18 protein-coding genes are annotated in these 17,225 nt (G+C 57.7%); 14 read left to right on the top strand and 4 right to left on the bottom strand.

Translation table 11 applies throughout. From position 1 onward, the window contains the following. The first annotated feature begins 22 nt into the window (after positions 1 to 22). Positions 23 to 1,366: a hypothetical protein gene (locus H9X81_RS07890; protein ID WP_204721098.1), complete on the top strand. Its 1,344-nt coding sequence runs from the start codon at positions 23 to 25 to the stop codon at positions 1,364 to 1,366. Positions 1,367 to 1,399: 33 nt separating this feature from the next. Next, complete coding sequence (locus H9X81_RS07885; protein ID WP_204721096.1) at positions 1,400 to 2,545, top strand: DHHW family protein; 1,146 nt, start codon at positions 1,400 to 1,402, stop codon at positions 2,543 to 2,545. Between the two features lie 58 nt (positions 2,546 to 2,603). Here H9X81_RS07885 and H9X81_RS07880 read toward each other — a convergent pair whose 3' ends face one another. From H9X81_RS07880 to H9X81_RS11970, 3 genes are all read right to left on the bottom strand, one after another. Continuing rightward, positions 2,604 to 3,311 carry a DUF1275 family protein gene (locus tag H9X81_RS07880; protein ID WP_204721094.1) on the bottom strand — a complete coding sequence of 236 codons (708 nt, stop codon included), beginning with the start codon at positions 3,309 to 3,311 and terminating at the stop codon, positions 2,604 to 2,606. 113 nt (positions 3,312 to 3,424) lie between these two features. After that, positions 3,425 to 4,564 (bottom strand): tetratricopeptide repeat-containing glycosyltransferase, encoded by a 1,140-nt coding sequence (locus H9X81_RS07875; RefSeq protein ID WP_191392515.1) that lies wholly within the window; start codon positions 4,562 to 4,564, stop codon positions 3,425 to 3,427. A gap of 80 nt (positions 4,565 to 4,644) precedes the next feature. Continuing rightward, complete coding sequence (locus H9X81_RS11970; protein ID WP_275951267.1) at positions 4,645 to 5,943, bottom strand: BclA C-terminal domain-containing protein; 1,299 nt, start codon at positions 5,941 to 5,943, stop codon at positions 4,645 to 4,647. 186 nt (positions 5,944 to 6,129) lie between these two features. Between H9X81_RS11970 and H9X81_RS07865 the strand changes: the two genes are divergently transcribed. From H9X81_RS07865 to thrC, 8 genes are all read left to right on the top strand, one after another. Continuing rightward, entirely contained in the window at positions 6,130 to 6,657 is a 528-nt protein-coding gene (locus H9X81_RS07865) for a GNAT family N-acetyltransferase (protein WP_204721090.1), read from the top strand. Positions 6,658 to 6,863: 206 nt separating this feature from the next. Next, positions 6,864 to 7,205 carry a 50S ribosomal protein L19 gene (rplS, locus tag H9X81_RS07860; protein WP_177502245.1) on the top strand — a complete coding sequence of 114 codons (342 nt, stop codon included), beginning with the start codon at positions 6,864 to 6,866 and terminating at the stop codon, positions 7,203 to 7,205. A 132-nt stretch (positions 7,206 to 7,337) separates the two neighbouring features. After that, positions 7,338 to 8,249 (top strand): ribosome biogenesis GTPase YlqF, encoded by a 912-nt coding sequence (gene ylqF, locus H9X81_RS07855; protein ID WP_177502246.1) that lies wholly within the window; start codon positions 7,338 to 7,340, stop codon positions 8,247 to 8,249. Further along, the gene (locus tag H9X81_RS07850) at positions 8,239 to 9,066 is read left to right on the top strand and encodes a PHP domain-containing protein (protein WP_204721088.1); all 828 of its coding nucleotides are present in this window, start codon (positions 8,239 to 8,241) and stop codon (positions 9,064 to 9,066) included. The genes ylqF and H9X81_RS07850 overlap by 11 nt, the downstream gene beginning before the upstream one ends. Positions 9,067 to 9,077: 11 nt before the next feature. Continuing rightward, the gene (gene rnhB / locus H9X81_RS07845; RefSeq protein WP_191392521.1) at positions 9,078 to 9,686 is read left to right on the top strand and encodes a ribonuclease HII; all 609 of its coding nucleotides are present in this window, start codon (positions 9,078 to 9,080) and stop codon (positions 9,684 to 9,686) included. After that, positions 9,683 to 10,063: a YraN family protein gene (locus H9X81_RS07840; RefSeq protein ID WP_204721086.1), complete on the top strand. Its 381-nt coding sequence runs from the start codon at positions 9,683 to 9,685 to the stop codon at positions 10,061 to 10,063. Before rnhB ends, H9X81_RS07840 begins: the two co-directional genes overlap by 4 nt. Continuing rightward, the gene (locus H9X81_RS07835; RefSeq protein WP_204721084.1) at positions 10,050 to 10,976 is read left to right on the top strand and encodes a dipeptidase; all 927 of its coding nucleotides are present in this window, start codon (positions 10,050 to 10,052) and stop codon (positions 10,974 to 10,976) included. Before H9X81_RS07840 ends, H9X81_RS07835 begins: the two co-directional genes overlap by 14 nt. Before the next feature lie 45 nt (positions 10,977 to 11,021). Further along, the gene (gene thrC / locus H9X81_RS07830; RefSeq protein ID WP_204721082.1) at positions 11,022 to 12,521 is read left to right on the top strand and encodes a threonine synthase; all 1,500 of its coding nucleotides are present in this window, start codon (positions 11,022 to 11,024) and stop codon (positions 12,519 to 12,521) included. A gap of 54 nt (positions 12,522 to 12,575) precedes the next feature. On the opposite strand, the gene H9X81_RS07825 is transcribed toward thrC, so the two are convergent. Then, positions 12,576 to 12,740, bottom strand: coding sequence for a DUF1540 domain-containing protein (locus H9X81_RS07825; RefSeq protein WP_177502979.1), 165 nt, complete (start codon positions 12,738 to 12,740; stop codon positions 12,576 to 12,578). A gap of 83 nt (positions 12,741 to 12,823) precedes the next feature. Here H9X81_RS07825 and H9X81_RS07820 point away from each other — a divergent pair, with 83 nt between their 5' ends. The 4 genes from H9X81_RS07820 (at position 12,824) to clpX (ending at position 17,128) form a co-directional block, all read left to right on the top strand. Further along, a complete protein-coding gene (locus tag H9X81_RS07820; protein ID WP_177502978.1) occupies positions 12,824 to 13,531 on the top strand; it encodes a metallophosphoesterase in 708 nt (235 codons plus the stop codon). Between the two features lie 138 nt (positions 13,532 to 13,669). Beyond that, on the top strand, positions 13,670 to 15,100 hold the full coding sequence (gene tig, locus H9X81_RS07815) for a trigger factor (RefSeq protein WP_204721080.1): 1,431 nt from the start codon (positions 13,670 to 13,672) through the stop codon (positions 15,098 to 15,100). Between the two features lie 51 nt (positions 15,101 to 15,151). Continuing rightward, positions 15,152 to 15,733, top strand: coding sequence for an ATP-dependent Clp endopeptidase proteolytic subunit ClpP (clpP, locus tag H9X81_RS07810; RefSeq protein WP_204721078.1), 582 nt, complete (start codon positions 15,152 to 15,154; stop codon positions 15,731 to 15,733). A 75-nt stretch (positions 15,734 to 15,808) separates the two neighbouring features. Next, entirely contained in the window at positions 15,809 to 17,128 is a 1,320-nt protein-coding gene (clpX, locus tag H9X81_RS07805; protein WP_191392528.1) for an ATP-dependent Clp protease ATP-binding subunit ClpX, read from the top strand. Positions 17,129 to 17,225: the final 97 nt, after the last annotated feature.

Genomic DNA, 17,225 nt, shown 5'->3' with positions numbered 1-17,225 from the left:
GATTAAGAAAGGAGAGCAGGGCATGACATTCAGCAGCATCAGCTTTATCTATCTGTATCTGCCGCTGGCGATCATTATATTCCGGCTGACACCGGCCCATCGCCGGGTGGCCTGCCTGACGCTGCTCTCCTGGTGCTATTATCTGCTGGCAAGTGTTCCGGCGGCACTGATTTTGGCGGCGAACTGCCTGCTGGATTTCGTGCTGCTGAGCTTTCTGGAACTCTATCTTGCCCGCTGCCCGGATAAGCCGGTGGGGTATCTGGCCTTCGCTGCCAAGGCGGTGGTGGTCCAGATCCTCGTGATGGCCTATTCCCACTGGAGCCCCGGAGCCTCACTGGGCGGGTTTGTCTATACTGCCACGCTGATCGGCTACCTCTGGGATCACAGCCGGGGCAAGGCGGGGTACTTCCGCTCCTTCTGGGATTATGCGCTGTTTACCACCTTCTTTGCCAAGAGCTATCTGGGGCCGGTGGTGCGGTATGACCGGTTTGTCCCGCAGTTTTCTCAGCTGCGCTCCTCGGCAACCCTCATCAGCCGGGGCGCTGTGCAGTTTGTCATCGGGCTGGCGAAAAAGGTTATCATTGCAGATGGTGCCTTGATCCTCTATCAGGAGCTGGCATCGCTTCCGGTGGAGGAGTACACCTTTTTCTCCGCCTGGATGCTGGTCTTTGCCGCTGCGATGGCGATCTTCTTCACCATCTCCGCCTATGGCGATATGGCACGGGGGCTCTGCTCCATCTTCTCGCTGGAAGTTCCCCGGGTGATCTACTATCCCTATCAGGCCAAGAGTGTGGTGGAATGCGTATCCCGCATCAATATGCCCCTCTATGATCTGGTGGTGGAGATTGTCAGCGGCTCGGCGGAACGGATTCGCCAGCTCCGGCGGTACCGCCACGCCGACACCCGGGAACTCATTGCGGTTCTGGCGGGAGTTGTAGTGGTGGGGATCTGGTTTGATCCCGTGCCGCAGGTTCTGCTCTGGGCTGGATTCCTGTTCCTGATGGTTCTGGCGGAGCGGTATCTGTATTTCTGGCTGTTCCGGTATATCCCCGGCCTGCTGCAGTCCGCCGTGACCTTCGGGCTGTTCCTGTTCAGTCTGGCTCCGCTGGTTCTGCCGCAGTTTTCCAATACCGGAGATCTCATTTCCGTGCTGCTCGGCTTCTCGGCCCAGCGTATGATCTCCGACGAAACAAGCTATTATCTGGCTTCCAACTATCTTGTGATCCTGCTGAGCCTGCTGTTCTTCACCAGTCTGGCAGACCGCCTGACCGGGTTCCTCTCCAAGAAATTCCCGGTGGCGTCTGAATGGGTGATCGCGGTATTCAACGGCTCGCTGCTGATCCTTACCACAGCTCTGCTGGTGTAAGGCCGATTCGATTCTGTATTCAGGAGGTGTCCCATGGCGAAACGAATCTCCGCTATTTTCTTTCTCACTGTGATTTTCTCGGCGTTTGCGGTGCTGTGCGTCCGTTTTTCAGCGGGCGGCGCCGATGGTCTGACACTGACCCTGCGGGCCCTGGTGGACGGCGAAGTCTCCGCCCAGCTGGAGGAGGCCGCCTGTGAGAATATGCCGGGGCATTCTATGCTGCACAAGCTGGCGGTGGACGCACGGCTGTTCGGCGGTTCTGCTGAGATTGACGGAATCCTGGTGGGGGACACCATGCTGATGAAGAATGTCCAGCCGCCGGATGACGAGATCGCCACCAAGAACAAGCAGTCGATCATCGACCTTGCCTCTTTCCAGGAGCATCCCACCTATGTGATGCTGCTTCCGACCGCCTGTGCCATCAAGCAGCAGGAATTGCCCGAATATATCAATCTGTTCAATCAGCGCAGTTATATCGATTCGGTCTATACGGAGATGTCCGGTTCGGTTTCGGTGGTGGATACCTATCTGAAGCTCCTCTCGGGCATGGAGGAGTACATCTACTACCGCACCACCGATAACCTCACGGCAAAGGGCGGCTATCTGGTGTATGAACAGCTGGGCATGCGGCTGGGTATTTCCCCGCTGCGTACCCTGGATCAGTTCGACATCGACTATTCGGATGACTACTTCTACGGCGAGCTGTATGAACAGCTTCCGGTGGACCGGATTCAGCCTGACCGGGTGCTGCTGTACCGCTTTTCCAAGTACCGCCGGGAATACCAGGTGACCCATTACGACCATGGGGAAGCCCGGACCTATTACACATTGTTCCCGGAGTTCACAGCCCAGCTTTCCGGCTACAAGGGCGGGAATGAGCTGATCCTCGGCGGACTTTCGCCGGTGATTACCCTCAAGAGCTCCACCAGCAGCGATAACAGCCTGGTGATCTTCGCGGATGAGACAGTGCTGAGCTATATCCCGTTCCTTCTGGTGCACTATTCGGATATTGCCATCATCGATGTGGAGCATGCCACACCGGAGGATCTGGCAGCCGTAAAACTGGAGGACTACAACCAGGTGCTCATCGGCGTTTCGGTGGATACCTTCATGCATGAGGATATGCATACGGTGCTTTCCAGCTATCTGCCCCAGGCCGGAGAAGCCGCAGGGAATTAAAAAAGACCGCTCACCTGAGCGGTCTTTTTTGCTGGGGAGAAAGTAATTTACGGGCAGATTACCGGAGGGTATCCCGGTTCTGGGCCAGAATCCACAGGCAGGCACAGAGGGGGATGACACAGAACAGGATGGCGTAGTTGCCGAAATGCTCGGTGGTGATGCTGCCCAGTGCGGCGCTGAGGATAAAGATGGCGATGATCCCGTAGTAATGGGTTGCCTTGCTGCCCTCAGACGGCTGGCGCAGGGCAAAGAAGCGGTAGAAGGCTTCGGTGGCGCTGCGCAGGTTGCCGGTACACATGGTGGAGTTGTAGGCGTAGGTTTTCAGACGGCGGAATGCCTCCATCTGCAGGCCGCAGAGCACGCCGATCAGCACATTGGCGGCGGTGTTGTACTCGTTGGGCACCAGGGCGGTGACGACGGTGAGCAGGATCTCGATGAGCAGGATCGCCTGCTTCCAGTGCAGGAGATTGTGCCGTTCGCAGTAGGTTTTCACCATCTCGGCGAAGTAGACACCCAAAGCGAAGCAGACAATGGGGATCAGGTATTTGAATGCGCCGCCGAAATCTCCGGCAGCCAGATTCATGCCCAGCCGGGCCATATTGCCGGTCTGACCATTGGCAAAAACATGATCCCGTGCCACATAGGAGTAGGTTTCAAAGAATCCGCCTATGATTGTGAGCAGGATGCTGAACAGCAGTGCTTCAGAGGCGTCAACAGCCGGTTTCTCAGCGGAAATCGGTACAGTCTTGTTTGTTTTTTCTATCACAGGTTTGCACTTCCTATATTGTATTCTGGCTGGCCCGGACAGACAAAATTGTGTCCGGGGCGTTAAATCCAAGTGATATTATAGCATAATCTCCTGGAGCGGGACTGCCAATTTTACTCCGCATTTTCTCCGGGCAGTTGGTTACTGTCTCTAAATACCGGCGGAAGTGCCGCGGCATCCTCCAGCTCCCGGAGCAGGCGCACATTGTTCTGGAGGCGCTCGTTTCCGGGGTCCAGCTCCAGGGCCTGCAGGGCATATTCCAGCGCCAGGGTATTGCGTCCGATGTTGTAGTATGCCACAGCCATCAGATCCCAGGGCAGACTGCCCCAGGCATCAGCTTCACAGATATAAGTACGGGGGCGCTTTGTGATGCGCAGGGCCCTCCCGGCGGCAAAGAGCACGCCATGCCAGTCCTTCTGATAGTAGAGCTCCAGGGCCAGATCGGTGAGCGGCTCCCGGAGATGGGGCGCTTCGGCTGCGGCCCTGAGATACCACCGGACTGCCTCATCCGGCTGTCCCTTGTGGCTGTAAGAGGAGGCAATGTACCGCATGGAGGCCGCCCGCTCATCTGCCCAGAGGGCATTGGGCATGGCAAGATGCTTTTTCAGGGTGCGGATGCAGTCGTCCCAGCGCCGGTAGTAGAAGTATTCCCGTCCCAGATAGTGGGTGTTGCGGTCGTCGTCCGGGTCCTCCCGCACCGAGAGCTCCAGCAGCGGCAGGTACTGTCCCCGGGATTTGGCAGGGTCAGGGTGGTGCTCCAGACGCATGCCCGGTGCGTCCACCGTTTTGCCCGGCGTACCTTCTCCAATCCAGCTCAGCACCTCATGCACCGGGTGCGTCCATTTGTACCCGTGCCGGGCGTGGATCTTCTCGTACCAGAAGGTCACGCCGTCACTGCCGTCTGCCCGGAAGCTCCACACATAGGGGTAGCGCACCTGGGTCACTCCCGGCGACCATACCCGCTCCAGTTCCGCCCGCCATCCGGGGAGGAAGTACTCGTCCAGGTCGGTGCAGACGCAGAGATCGGCATCGTCGTCCACCAGCTCCAGGGAGCGGTTCCGGGCCGTATCAAAGCGCCAGGGGGAGAACTGCTCCTCATAGACTCTGGCGCCCCGGCTGCGGAGCTTCTGTACCGTATCATCGGTGGAGCCGGTATCCAGCACAATGACCCGGTCTGCCTCCTGCATGGAGTCCATCCAGCGGTCCACAAACCCGCTTTCATTTTTACAGATTGCATAAACTACGATTTTCATCCGCTTGCCTCCCAGTATTTTGATACAGTGCGAAAAGACGGACAGCCACACGGACTGTCCGTCTGATCACAGCTTGATTGTCAGTTGAGTTTCTGGATCGTCATAGCTGCGTTGGTCACAGTGGTATTGTCCTCGGTGGAGTTGAGGGTGATGGTGACCGGCGCACTGGTGACATTCACCAGAACGGTTGCGCCGACAGTGGCAGGGTCGGAGGTATTGCTGACCTTGGCCTCCTTGACACTGCCGTCGATGGAGGTGCCGTCCTCCTGCAGTTCCAGGCCGACATTGCCGGTGGAGGAGGTATTGGTTACCACCGCCGAATAGGTGATGCGGTAGAGACCATTCTGGGTCAGCGAGAAGTCTGCCGAGCTGGCGGAGTGGGTGATGTCACTGCCCTCTTCTACCTGGTTGGTGTCGAAGGTGATGTCATCTCCGGTGCTGGCAGCGGTCTGCGAGCTGGTGTTGGTGGCATAGAGGGCATTCACAGTCGGTGCGGCGCCCTGTGGACCGGTGGGGCCAGTGGGGCCGGTAGGACCTTCCGCACCCTGGGCGCCGGCAGAACCGGCAGGACCCTGGAGGCCCTGCTGTCCCTGGGGACCAGTGGGCCCGGTAGGACCTTCCGCACCGGTGGGGCCGGTGGGACCTGCTACGCCCTGCTGACCCTGAGGGCCGGTAGGACCAGTGGGGCCAGTGGGACCCTCAGCACCCTGCAGACCGGTCGGGCCCTGGAGACCCTGCTGCCCCTGCGGCCCAGTGGGACCGGTAGGGCCGGTCGGTCCGGCAGACCCGGTGGGACCGGCAACGCTGATGAGGTTGTAATCCGGGGAAGAACCCGGTGTGCCGGTGGGGTTATCCACAGCGGCCTGATACAGCGAGCCATTGTAGAACAGCATGGAACCACGAGGATAGGGGAAGCCGGGGGTGAAGGAAGTCACAGTTTCCAGGCCGGCACCAGCAGGACCGATGGGGCCGGTAGAGCCAGTGGGACCAGTGGGGCCCTGAGGACCGGTCGGGCCGGTGGGACCCATGGGGCCGGTCATACCCATTTCGCCCTGAACGCCCTGGAGGCCCTGCGGCCCCTGAGGCCCCTGCGGACCCTGGGGACCCTGAGGGCCGGTAGCGCCCTGGGGAATCACAAAGTTGAGGACAGGATTCTGCGGCGTGCCGCTGTTGGTGACCTGTGCTTCGGTGCCCGGGGCGCCGGTGATGGTAGTGCCGATGGTGATGGTATCCGGACAGACGGGTGTGCAGGGGCAGCCGGGCATACCGCAGCAGGAATTGCCGCAGTTCTGGCAGGAATTGCCGCAATCCTGACAGGAGTTACCGCAGCTGTCGGGGCAGAACCCGGATGAACAGCCGGTATTTCTGAAAATATTCATAGCAAGCTCCTTTTGTGTGGATTTACGCGGCAGCAGCATTGCCCCGCGCCTATCACTATGATATGCGGCAGGAGAAAAAAGGTTCCATCTTTCTCAGATTCCGGAAAATTCTTTCTGAAAACTGGAAGAAACAGCGCGTTTGGGTTATAATGGAACCAGCACAGGGCAGAAGGGAGCGGATGGGCGATGGAGATCCGGGTGCGCCGGGCAGAAGCAGGGGATCTGGATGGGATCGAAGAGCTCTATGGACGGGCAGGCGACGCGGAAGAGGGCCGTCTGGATGGCTCCCGGTGGAAGCGTGGCGTCTATCCGCTGCGGCAGGATGCCCAGGAGGGGCTGGAAGCCGGCGCGCTCTATATTGCGGAGCTGGACGGACAGATCGCCGGCTCGGTGATCCTCCGGCGGGAGCAGGACAGTGCCTACCGGCAGGCCAGCTGGCAGATTCCCTTTGAGGCGCCGGTCTTTGTGGTGCACACCCTGGCAGTGGACCCGGCATACCGGCACCGGGGCGTAGGACGGGCACTGCTCCGCCACGCCGCCGAAATGGGCAGGGAAGCGGGGCTGCAGGCCATCCGCCTGGATGTCTATGAGGAGAACCGCACTGCCATCGGGTTCTATGAGGCCTGTGGATACCACTGCTGCGGACGCATCGATCTGGGGCTGGAGGAAGTCTATGGCCTCAAGTGGTACTATGCCTATGAAAAGCTGCTCTGAAGCGGGATTTTTCGCAGAAAACTTTGAAAAATGGCTTGCATCCGGAAATGGATTGTGCTATTATATTACAGCATACTATGACCGCAGGGGCCAGAATGGCGTCTGCGGGGTTTGATGCCCCGCCAAACAGGCGGTGACATTAAAGCAGGCGGTCCTCTGCCGTGATCGGGAATGAACGCTTGTATATTTCAAGGAGGATGTAACAAATGGACGCACTGAAGCTCATGGCAGAAAGCTGCATGAAGAAGGACCTTCCGGTCGTAAACATTGGTGACACTGTTCGTGTCGGCGTTAAGATCAAGGAAGGCGACAGAGAGAGAATCCAGGCCTTTGAGGGTACTGTAATCGCCAAGAAGCATGGCGGTATCGCTGAGACCTTCACCGTACGCAGAGTTGCTCACGGCGTTGGTATCGAGAGAGTATTCCCCATTCATTCCCCCGCTGTTGCCAGCGTGGAAGTGATCCGCAGCGGTAAGGTTCGCAGAGCTAAGCTCTACTACCTGAGAGACCGTGTGGGCAAGGCTGCCAAGGTCAAGGAAGTCAAGTAAATTCTGTGACGGCAAAGAGGAGCTTGTTAAAAGCTCCTTTTTTGTTTTTATCCGAAAAATGTCTATACAAGTTTCGGGATTTACGGTAGAATAATAGGATAGAGAATTGATATTTTAAGGGGAGTTTCAGATATGATAGATGCACAGTCCATCCAGTGGTTCCCCGGGCACATGGCAAAAACCCGCCGTCTGATGGCAGCCAACCTCAAGATGGTGGATATTGTGGTGGAGATCACCGATGCCCGGATTCCCCAGAGCAGCCGGAACCCGGAAATTGACCGGATGCTGGGTCAGAAGCCCCGGCTGATCCTGCTCAACAAATGCGATGTGGCAGATCCCAACCTCACAGCCCGGTGGTGTGAATACTACCGCTCCAAGGGGATTCTGGCCATTCCCACCGACTGCAAGAGCGGTCGGGGACTGAATGAAATCATTCCCGGCGCCCGTCAGGTGCTGGATGAAGTGATGAAGCGCCGGGAGGCCAAGGGACTTTCCCAGAAGCTGCTGCGCATGATGATCGTGGGTATTCCCAATGTGGGCAAGAGCTCGCTGATCAACAAGCTGGCCGGCAGCAAGCGGGCCAAGGTGGAGGACCGCCCTGGTGTCACCCGCGGCAAGCAGTGGGTGAGCATCGGCGGCGGTGTGGAGCTGCTGGATATGCCCGGCGTCCTCTGGCCCAAGTTCGATGACAAGGAGGTCGGTGAAAAGCTGGCCTATATCGGCTCCATCAAGGACGAGATCCTGGACATCGAGCACCTGGCAATGCGTTTCCTGCAGACCGTGGCGGAGAACTATCCCAAGCTGCTCTGCGCCCGCTACAACCTCACCCCCGAGGAGATTGAGGGCAAGGATGGCTTTGACCTGCTGGAGCTGGTGGGCCGCAAGCGCGGAATGCTTCAGTCCGGCGGCGTAGTGAATACCGAGCGGGCAGCCATCATGCTGCTGGACGAGTTCCGGGGCGGAAAGCTGGGGCGCATCACCCTGGAAAAGCCGCCGAAGTTCACACCGGCTGCCAGGGAACAGGAGCAGGACGATGCTGAGTAGTTCCACGCACAACCACACCACCTGGTGCGACGGCAAGAATACCCCGGAGGAGATGGCGGAAGCAGCCTGGAAGCTGGGTTTTACCGACCTGGGCTTTTCCGGGCATACCTATGTGGACTTTGCCGACTTCGGCATCCGGGACGAGCTGGCCTATGCGGCTATGCTCCGGCAGCTGGGTGAACAGTTCGCCGGCAGAATGCGGATCGCCGTGGGCATCGAACACGACTGGTACTATCCGGTGCGGCACCGGGAGGCGTTTGATTATATCATCGGTTCGGTGCATGAGATCCAGAGCCCGGACACCGGCAAGCGGTACATCATCGACGGCCCGGCTTCCTATGCCGAAGCCTGCCGGGACGAAGCCTTCGGCGGCGATGGTCTTGCCATGGTCCGGCGGTTCTACGAGATCACAGCGGAAAATGCCGAGCAGTACCGTCCGGACATCATCGGACATTTTGACCTTATTATAAAGAACAACGCAGGCGGACGCCTGTTTGACGAGGAGAGCCGGCAGTACCGGCAGGCGGCACTGGAAAGCCTTCACCGCTGCCTGGATACCGGTGCGGTGTTTGAACTCAACACCGGCGGGATCTTCCGGAAGTACCGCAGTACGCCTTATCCGGCGGATTTTCTGCTGCGGGAGCTGTGCGCAAAGCATGCCCGCATAACCGTCAATGCCGACGCCCATGAGACAGCGGCGCTGCGGTTCTGGTTTGACGAGCCGCTGGAGCTGCTGGAAACAGTGGGCTTCGGAAGCGTCTGGGTATGGGAAAACGGCGGATTCCGGGAGAGAGGCATCCGGGATCTGCGGCGATAAGGAGAGAGAAGATGGCAGAACTGACATTGGACCGGGAATATCATGCCAAAGGCATCCAGCTGCTCTGCGGCGTGGATGAAGCCGGACGCGGCCCACTGGCTGGTCCGGTATTCGCGGCGGCAGTGATCCTGCCGGCGGACAAGGAGATCCCCGGGCTCAACGACTCCAAGAAGCTCTCGGAAAAGAAGAGGGAAGCCCTCTATGATGTGATCCGGCAGGAGGCACTGGCTTACTGTGTTGCCTCCGCCAGTGAAGCGGAGATCGACGAGCTCAATATCCTCGGCGCCACCTTCCTGGCAATGCACCGGGCGGTGGAGGGACTCTCCCAGGTGCCGGAACTGGTGCTGGTGGACGGCAACCAGGACCCCAGGCTGGGACTTCCCACCGAAACGGTCATCAAGGGGGACGGACAGTCCCAGGCCATTGCGGCGGCTTCCATTCTGGCGAAGGTGTCCCGGGACCGCTATATGCTGGAACTGGATCAGCAGTATCCGGAATATGATTTCAAAAAGCACAAGGGCTATCCCACCAAGGAGCATTACGAACGGCTGACCGAATACGGCATTTCGCCGGTTCACCGCCGCAGTTTCCTGAAGAAGTTCACCGGAGGGCGGTCATGAATGCCTTAGGGCGGTTCGGCGAGGACCATGCGGCCCGATGGCTGCAGGAGTCCGGATGTACCGTCCTGGAGCGGGGCTGGCGCTTCGGACACGGGGAGATCGACCTCATCATACTGGATGGAGAGGATCTTGCCTTTGTGGAGGTCAAGACCCGCAGCCCGGATTATCTGGTGCGTCCGGCGGAGGCCGTGGGGCCAGCCAAGCGCCGCAAACTCATAGAAACTGCCCTGTACTATACCATGGAGCATCCGGAGTATTCCGGCTATCAGCCCCGGTTTGATGTGATGGAGATCGTCGCACAGCCGGCGGACGGCAGCTGGAGCATTCTGGAACAGGCCTACTGGAAAGGAGCGTTTGATGTCAATGGATCTCTTTGATCTGCACTGTGATACCATTACTGTCTGCAGTTCCAAAAATCTGGAGCTGCGCCGCAATGATCTGCATATCAGCCTGGAGCGTCTGCCGGCTGGGAGCCGGTGGGGCCAGGCATTTGCCATCTTTGTCCCGGATGAGCTCCGGGGCGAAAAGGCGGTGGAGTTCTTCCGGGAGAATGTCCGGTTCTTCCGGGCTGAGATGGAGAAGAACGCTGACCGCATTGTCCAGGCTTCTGATTATAAAGAGATCATGCAGGCGTTTGACGATGGGAAGTTCGCTGCCATTCTGACTGTGGAAGGCGGCGCCGCTCTGGGCGGACAGCTGGAAATGCTCGACGAGCTCCGGAACTGCGGCGTGCGGATGCTCACGCTCACCTGGAACGGGGAAAATGAGCTGGGCAGCGGCTCGGATACCCACAAGGGCCTGACTCCCTTTGGCATCGAGGCGGTGCGCCGGATGGAGGAGCTGGGCATTCTGGTGGATGTATCCCACCTCAATGACGAGGGCTTTGCCGATCTCTGCAAGGTGGCGACCAAGCCCTTTATCGCCACCCATTCCAACAGCCGGACCATCTGCAATCACTCCCGGAACCTCACCGATGAACAGTTCTGTGCCATCCGGGATCGGGGCGGTCTGGTGGGGCTCAACTATTACCGCTACTTTATTAAAGAGGATGGCATTTCGAAGGATATAGATGATCTGCTGGCCCATGTGCGGCATTTCCTGAGCCTGGGCGGAGAGGATATCCTCTGCTGCGGCTCCGACTTTGACGGCGCCGAGATCCCGGATTATCTGAACGGCCTGGATCGGGTGGAAAACTTCCGGCAGGCTCTGCTGGACAGCGGCATCTCCCCGGAGATCACTCAGAAGATCCTGTTTGAGAATGCCCGCCGCTTCTTTGAGAAAAATCTGTAACCCTTTTACATACCGCAACTGCTTGCAAATGCTTGGAGGTACATTATGAAGTATATCAGTACACGGGACCCGTCCATTCAACTCACTGCGTCGCAGGCGATCCTCAAGGGTATCTCCCCGGAGGGCGGACTGTTTGTCCCGGAGGAATTTCCTCAGGTGGATCTCGACTTTATCCGGGAGCTGGAAGGTCTTACCTACTGGGAGCGGGCAGAGCGCATTATGGCGCTCTATCTGGACGACTTCTCCCGGGAGGATCTGAAGGCCTGCACCGAGGGTGCCTACCGTGGTACCTTTGACGGCGATCGGCCGGCTCCGGTCCGGGCGGCAGGGGATCTGCGCCTGCTGGAGCTGTGGCATGGCCCCACCTGTGCCTTCAAGGATATGGCACTGCAGATGCTGCCCCGTCTGGTTTCCACCGCCCGCCGCAATCTCGGCGATGACCGCCGGGCCATTGTGCTGGTGGCAACCTCGGGCGACACCGGCAAGGCAGCCCTGGAGGGCTTCCGGGACGTGGACGGCACCGGCATTGCGGTCTTTTATCCGGTGGACGGCGTCAGCCAGATCCAGCGGCTGCAGATGGCAACCCAGCAGGGCTCCAATGTGGCAGTCCAGGCTGTGGAAGGCAACTTCGATGACTGTCAGACCGGCGTAAAGCACCTCTTTGCCAAGGAACAGCTGGCAGAACGCCTGGGCGAGCAGAAGATGTATCTCACCAGCGCCAACTCCATCAACTGGGGACGGCTGCTGCCTCAGATTGTCTACTACTTCAGCGCCTATGCCGATCTGGCTGCTTCGGGCGAGATCCAGGTGGGGGACAAGCTCAATGTGGCGGTGCCCACCGGCAACTTCGGCAATATCCTGGCCTGCTATTACGCCAAGCGCATGGGACTGCCCATCGGACGGCTGATCTGCGCATCCAACCGCAATGATGTGCTTACCGAATTCCTCACCACCGGCACCTATAACCGGAAGCGGGAATTCCATCTCACCAATACCCCGTCCATGGATATCCTGATCTCCTCCAATCTGGAGCGGTATCTGTTCGAGCTGTTCGGACGGGAAGCGAGAGCCGTGGCCTACTGCATGTACCGTCTGAATGAGGGCGGGGAGTACTCGGTCACTGCCGAGGCTCTGGATCAGATCCGGGAGGAATTTGCCGCATACAGCTGTGACGATCAGAAGACCCTGGACACCATCCGGGAGATCCATGACCGGTGCGGCTATGTGATGGATACCCATACCGCAGTAGCGGTGAACGCACTGGAACAGTACCAGCAGGAAACAGGGGACAGGACCCCGGTACTGGTGGTATCCACTGCCAGCCCGTTCAAGTTTGCGGACAGCGTCCTCACAGCACTGGGCCGTGAGGTACCGGCAGGGGAGTTTGACTGCCTGCGGGCGCTTTCCGAGGTGAGCGGTCTGGCGGTTCCGGCAAGCCTGGCTCAGCTGGAGGAGCTTCCGGTGCGGTTCGAGGGGGCTGTGCGTCCCCAGGAGATGGAGCATGCCCTGCTGCATGCTCTGCGGAAGATGGATGAATCTATGTAGCAGCTTTCTGCTGCCCGGATGGGAAACAGGAAGCTGCCGGTTCTCAGGCGATGGTCAGCGGGCCTTGAAGGTGGAACAGTTGGTCTCAGCGGTGCTGCTTGCAAACTGCGGGCCTACCTTGATGGAGGGCGCAGTGCAGGTCTTCTTGTCACGGTTGTAGACGCAGCTTCCCACTTCACAGGACACCGCGGTCTGACAGGTACAATTCTGCTTTTCCATGGGTGAATCATCTCCTTTCGCCTTTATCTTACCCGGACACCGGTTCGGCATACCAAGAAAAATTTACTTCACAGGAGGCGTTTATGGCACTTTATGTAATTGGCGATCTGCATCTTTCGCTGTCGGGCAACAAGTCGATGGATATATTCCCCGGCTGGCATAACTATGTTGACCGGACCCGGCAGAACTGGCTGGCAAAGATCCAGCCGGAAGATACAGTCGTGCTCGCCGGAGATACCTCCTGGGGCATGAGTTTCGCGGAGGCCAAGGCTGATTTTGAATTTGTGAATGCCCTGCCCGGACAGAAGATCATTCTCAAGGGCAACCATGATTACTGGTGGGCGACCATGAATAAAATGAACGCCTTTTTCGCGGAAAACGGCTTTGACACCCTGCATATCCTGCACAACAACCACTATCTGGTGGAGGGGGTCTGCGTCTGCGGCAGCCGGGGCTGGCTCTTCGATCAGGGGGAACCCGCTGATCAGAAGGTCATTGCCCGGGAGGCGGGACGGCTGGAGGCTTCCATTCAGTCCGCCGGGGACATCCCGGAGGAGAAGGTGGTGTTCCTGCACTATCCGCCGGTGTATGGCGAGCAGCTCTCTCCGGAGATCATCGAAGTGCTGCTCCGGCACAAGATCCGCCGCTGCTATTACGGACATATCCATGGAACCGGGTGCAGTTATGCCTTCAACGGCAATTATATGGGGATCGAGTTCCGGCTGATCTCGGCGGATCATCTGGGCTTTGACCCGGTCCGGATCGAAACACCGGGCGTAATTCTGCCATAAAACCGGCATTTTTTATCGTTTCGTGAACAAAACATCGCCTCTGGTGCTGTTTTTTTCATAAAATCGTATGGATTTCTTATTAAATCTATGGTATACTTGCAAAAGTATATCGTTGTAATTACAGGAGGACGAAGATCAATGAAACTCGTTTCGTGCAACAAGCTTGAGAATAACAAGGTAGCTCTGGAAGTTACCGTCACTGCTGAGGAATTCCAGCCCGTTCTGGATGTGGTTTACCGCAAGCATGCCAAGGAGATCACCATTCCTGGTTTCCGTAAGGGCAAGGCTCCCAGAGCTTATGTGGAAAAGCAGTATGGCGACTACTTCATCGAGGAAGCTGTCAACGACATGTATCCCCAGGCTTATGAGGAAGCCTGCGGTGAGGCCAATGTAACTCCCGTTGAGGCTGCTCAGGTTGAGGTCAAGGAAGCTTCCAAGGACGGCTTCACCTTCGTGGCTACTGTTACTGTAAAGCCTGAGGTTGAGGTCAAGAACTACAAGGGCCTGAAGGCTCCCAAGGCTGAAGCCAAGATCAACGAGGCTGATGTGGAGACCACTCTGGCTCAGCTGCGCGATCGTGCTGCCCGTCTGGTAACCATTGAGGATCGTCCCGCTCAGATGAACGATACCGTAAACATCAACTTCGAGGGCTTTGCTGACGGCGTTGCTTTTGAAGGCGGCAAGGGTGAAGGTGTGGATCTGGTACTGGGTTCCGGTCACTTCATTCCCGGCTTTGAGGAGCAGATCGTTGGTCACAGCACCGGCGACAGCTTCGATGTAACTGTTACCTTCCCCGAGGAGTATCATGCTACTGACCTGGCTGGCAAGCCGGCTGTATTCAAGACCAGCATCAACTCCATCAAGGAGAAGCAGCTGCCTGAGCTGGATGACGACTTTGTAAAGGATGTCAGCGAGTTTGACACTCTGGATGAATTGAAGGCCGATATCCGGGCAAGACTCATGGAGAGAGCTGAAGCCAAGTGCGAAGAGGACTATGAGAACGGTCTGGTATCCGCTGTGCTGGAGAACACTGTGATCGATCTGCCCCAGTGCATGATCGATACCCGCATCGATGAGATGGTTCAGGACTTCGACTACCGTCTGAGATCCCAGGGCCTGGATCTGAACACCTACTTCCAGTACACTGGCGAGACCCTGCCCGCTATGAGAAAGACCTTCGCTGAGCAGGCTGAGCGTCATGTACGCATCCGTCTGGCTCTGGAGAAGATCGCTGAGCTGGAAGGCCTGACCGCTACTCATGAGGATGTGGACAAGGAGATCGCCAAGATCGCCGAGATGTACCACATGGATGAGAAGGAAGTTCGTGAGAACATGCCTCTCAACGCTCTGAGCCAGGATATCGTAGTCAACAAGGCAATCGAGCTGATCAAGGCCAATGCTGTTGCTGAGCCGGTTGGGGCTGAGAAAGAGAAGAAGCCTGCCAAGAAGACCGCTGCCAAGAAGACTGCCAAGAAGGCAGAAGAGGCTCCGGCTGAGGGTGCAGAAGAAGCTCCCAAGAAGAAGACCACAAGAAAGAAGAAGGCAGAGGAAACCGCTGACGCTGAATAAGCGCATTTTGACGCTCGCTCTGCCATAAGATGATCCGGAGGTGTCAAAAGTATGAGTTTAGTTCCGATGGTCGTAGAGCAGACCAACCGTGGAGAGCGTTCCTATGATATTTTCTCCCGACTGCTCAATGACCGAATCGTTATGCTGTGCGAGGAAGTAACCGATGCCAGTGCCAGTCTGGTAGTGGCTCAGCTGCTCTATCTGGAAGGCCAGGACCCTGATAAGGATATCCAGCTGTATATCAACAGCCCCGGCGGTTCGGTAACCGCTGGTATGGCAATCTATGATACCATGCAGTACATCAAATGTGATGTTTCCACCATCTGTATCGGTATGGCAGCTTCGATGGGTGCATTCCTGCTCTCGTCGGGTGCCAAGGGCAAGCGGTTCGCACTGCCCAACGCGGAGATCATGATCCACCAGCCCTCTGCCGGTACTCAGGGACAGATCACTGATATGGCGATCCATCTCAAGCGTCTGGAAGTAATCAAGAAGCGGATGAACCGCATCCTGGCAGACAATACCGGCAATCCGGTGGAAGTTGTCACCGCCGACTGTGAACGGGATAACTTCATGTCCGCCGAGGAAGCGGCAGAGTACGGCCTGATCGATAAGGTAATCGAACACCGATAAAAAAGCGCACGCAGGTGTCTGCTCCGGCAGGCGCCTGTTTGCTGATTGTGAACAGTATCCAGAATGGAGGACCCTATGCCCAAGTATGACGATACACGCCCGATCCGCTGTTCCTTCTGCGGCAAGACCCAGGATAAGGTGGAGCGGATGATCGCCGGACCGAATGGCGTGTATATCTGCAATTACTGTGTGGATCTCTGCTACAATGTTGTACACGAAGGGGAAGAGCTTGAGCAGAAGCATTCGCACCGGACCATCCGGGAAGAGGTATCCATCGACATCCCCAAGCCGATGGAGATCAAGAAGATCCTGGACGACTATGTCATTGGTCAGGACAATGCCAAGAAGGCGCTGTCCATTGCGGTTTACAACCACTATAAGCGCATCTATTTCGGCAGCGATGACGCAGAACTTGCCAAGAGCAATATCCTGCTGCTGGGACCCACCGGTGTGGGTAAGACCCTGTTGGCTCAGACCCTGGCCCGGGTGCTGAATGTACCCTTTGCCATTGCGGATGCCACCACCCTGACCGAAGCCGGTTATGTGGGTGAGGATGTGGAGAATATTCTGCTCCGTCTGATCCAGGCTGCTGACTTTGACATCGAGCGGGCAGAGCGCGGCATCATCTATATTGATGAGATCGACAAGATCTCCCGCAAGAGCGAGAACCCGTCCATCACCCGGGATGTCAGCGGTGAAGGTGTACAGCAGGCTCTGCTGAAGATCCTGGAAGGCACCGTTGCCAATGTACCGCCCCAGGGCGGACGCAAGCACCCCCAGCAGGAATTCATCCAGATCGACACCAAGAATATCCTGTTCATCTGCGGCGGTGCATTCGAGGGAATCGAAAAGATCATCGAAAGCCGGGTAGCGACCTCGTCCATGGGCTTTGGCGCACAGCTCAAGTCCAACAAGGATAAGGCCCGGGATGAATACCTCAAGCAGCTCATTCCCCAGGATCTGGTCAAGTTCGGCCTGATCCCCGAGCTGATCGGCCGTCTGCCTATCCATGCCACCCTGGATTCGCTGGATGAGGAAGCCCTCAAGCGGATTCTGGTTGAGCCGAAGAATTCCATTGTGCAGCAGTACAAGACCCTGTTCAAGCTGGACGATGTGGAGCTGGAGTTTGAGGACGAAGCCCTGTCGGCAATCGCCCATAAGGTAATCGAGCGCAAGACCGGTGCCCGTGGCCTGCGGTCGGTGATGGAGGAGATCCTCGGCGACCTGATGTACACAGCGCCCTCTGATCCCACCATCGAGTCCATTACCATCACAGCGGACTTTGTGAATGGGAAGGGCAGTCCGATGATCACCTACGATCAGCTGCGGCAGCCCCATAAGCTGCGGCTGAATCCCGAAAAGCCCTCCTCACACCGGAGCGGCACTGCGGGCTGATCCCCTGGCAGATTCCATCCATGATTTTTCACACAGCCAGCCGTCGGGTTTCTTTACTGCCTGTCGGCTGGCTGTTTTATGGGGAATCCAGGCAAAT

Origin of the sequence: Hydrogenoanaerobacterium saccharovorans, from assembly GCF_016901815.1 — a bacterium.
Lineage (GTDB): Bacteria > Bacillota > Clostridia > Oscillospirales > Ruminococcaceae > Avimicrobium > Avimicrobium caecorum.
Note: the sequence above shows the minus strand (reverse complement) of the source record. Positions and strands in the feature narration are given on the sequence as shown.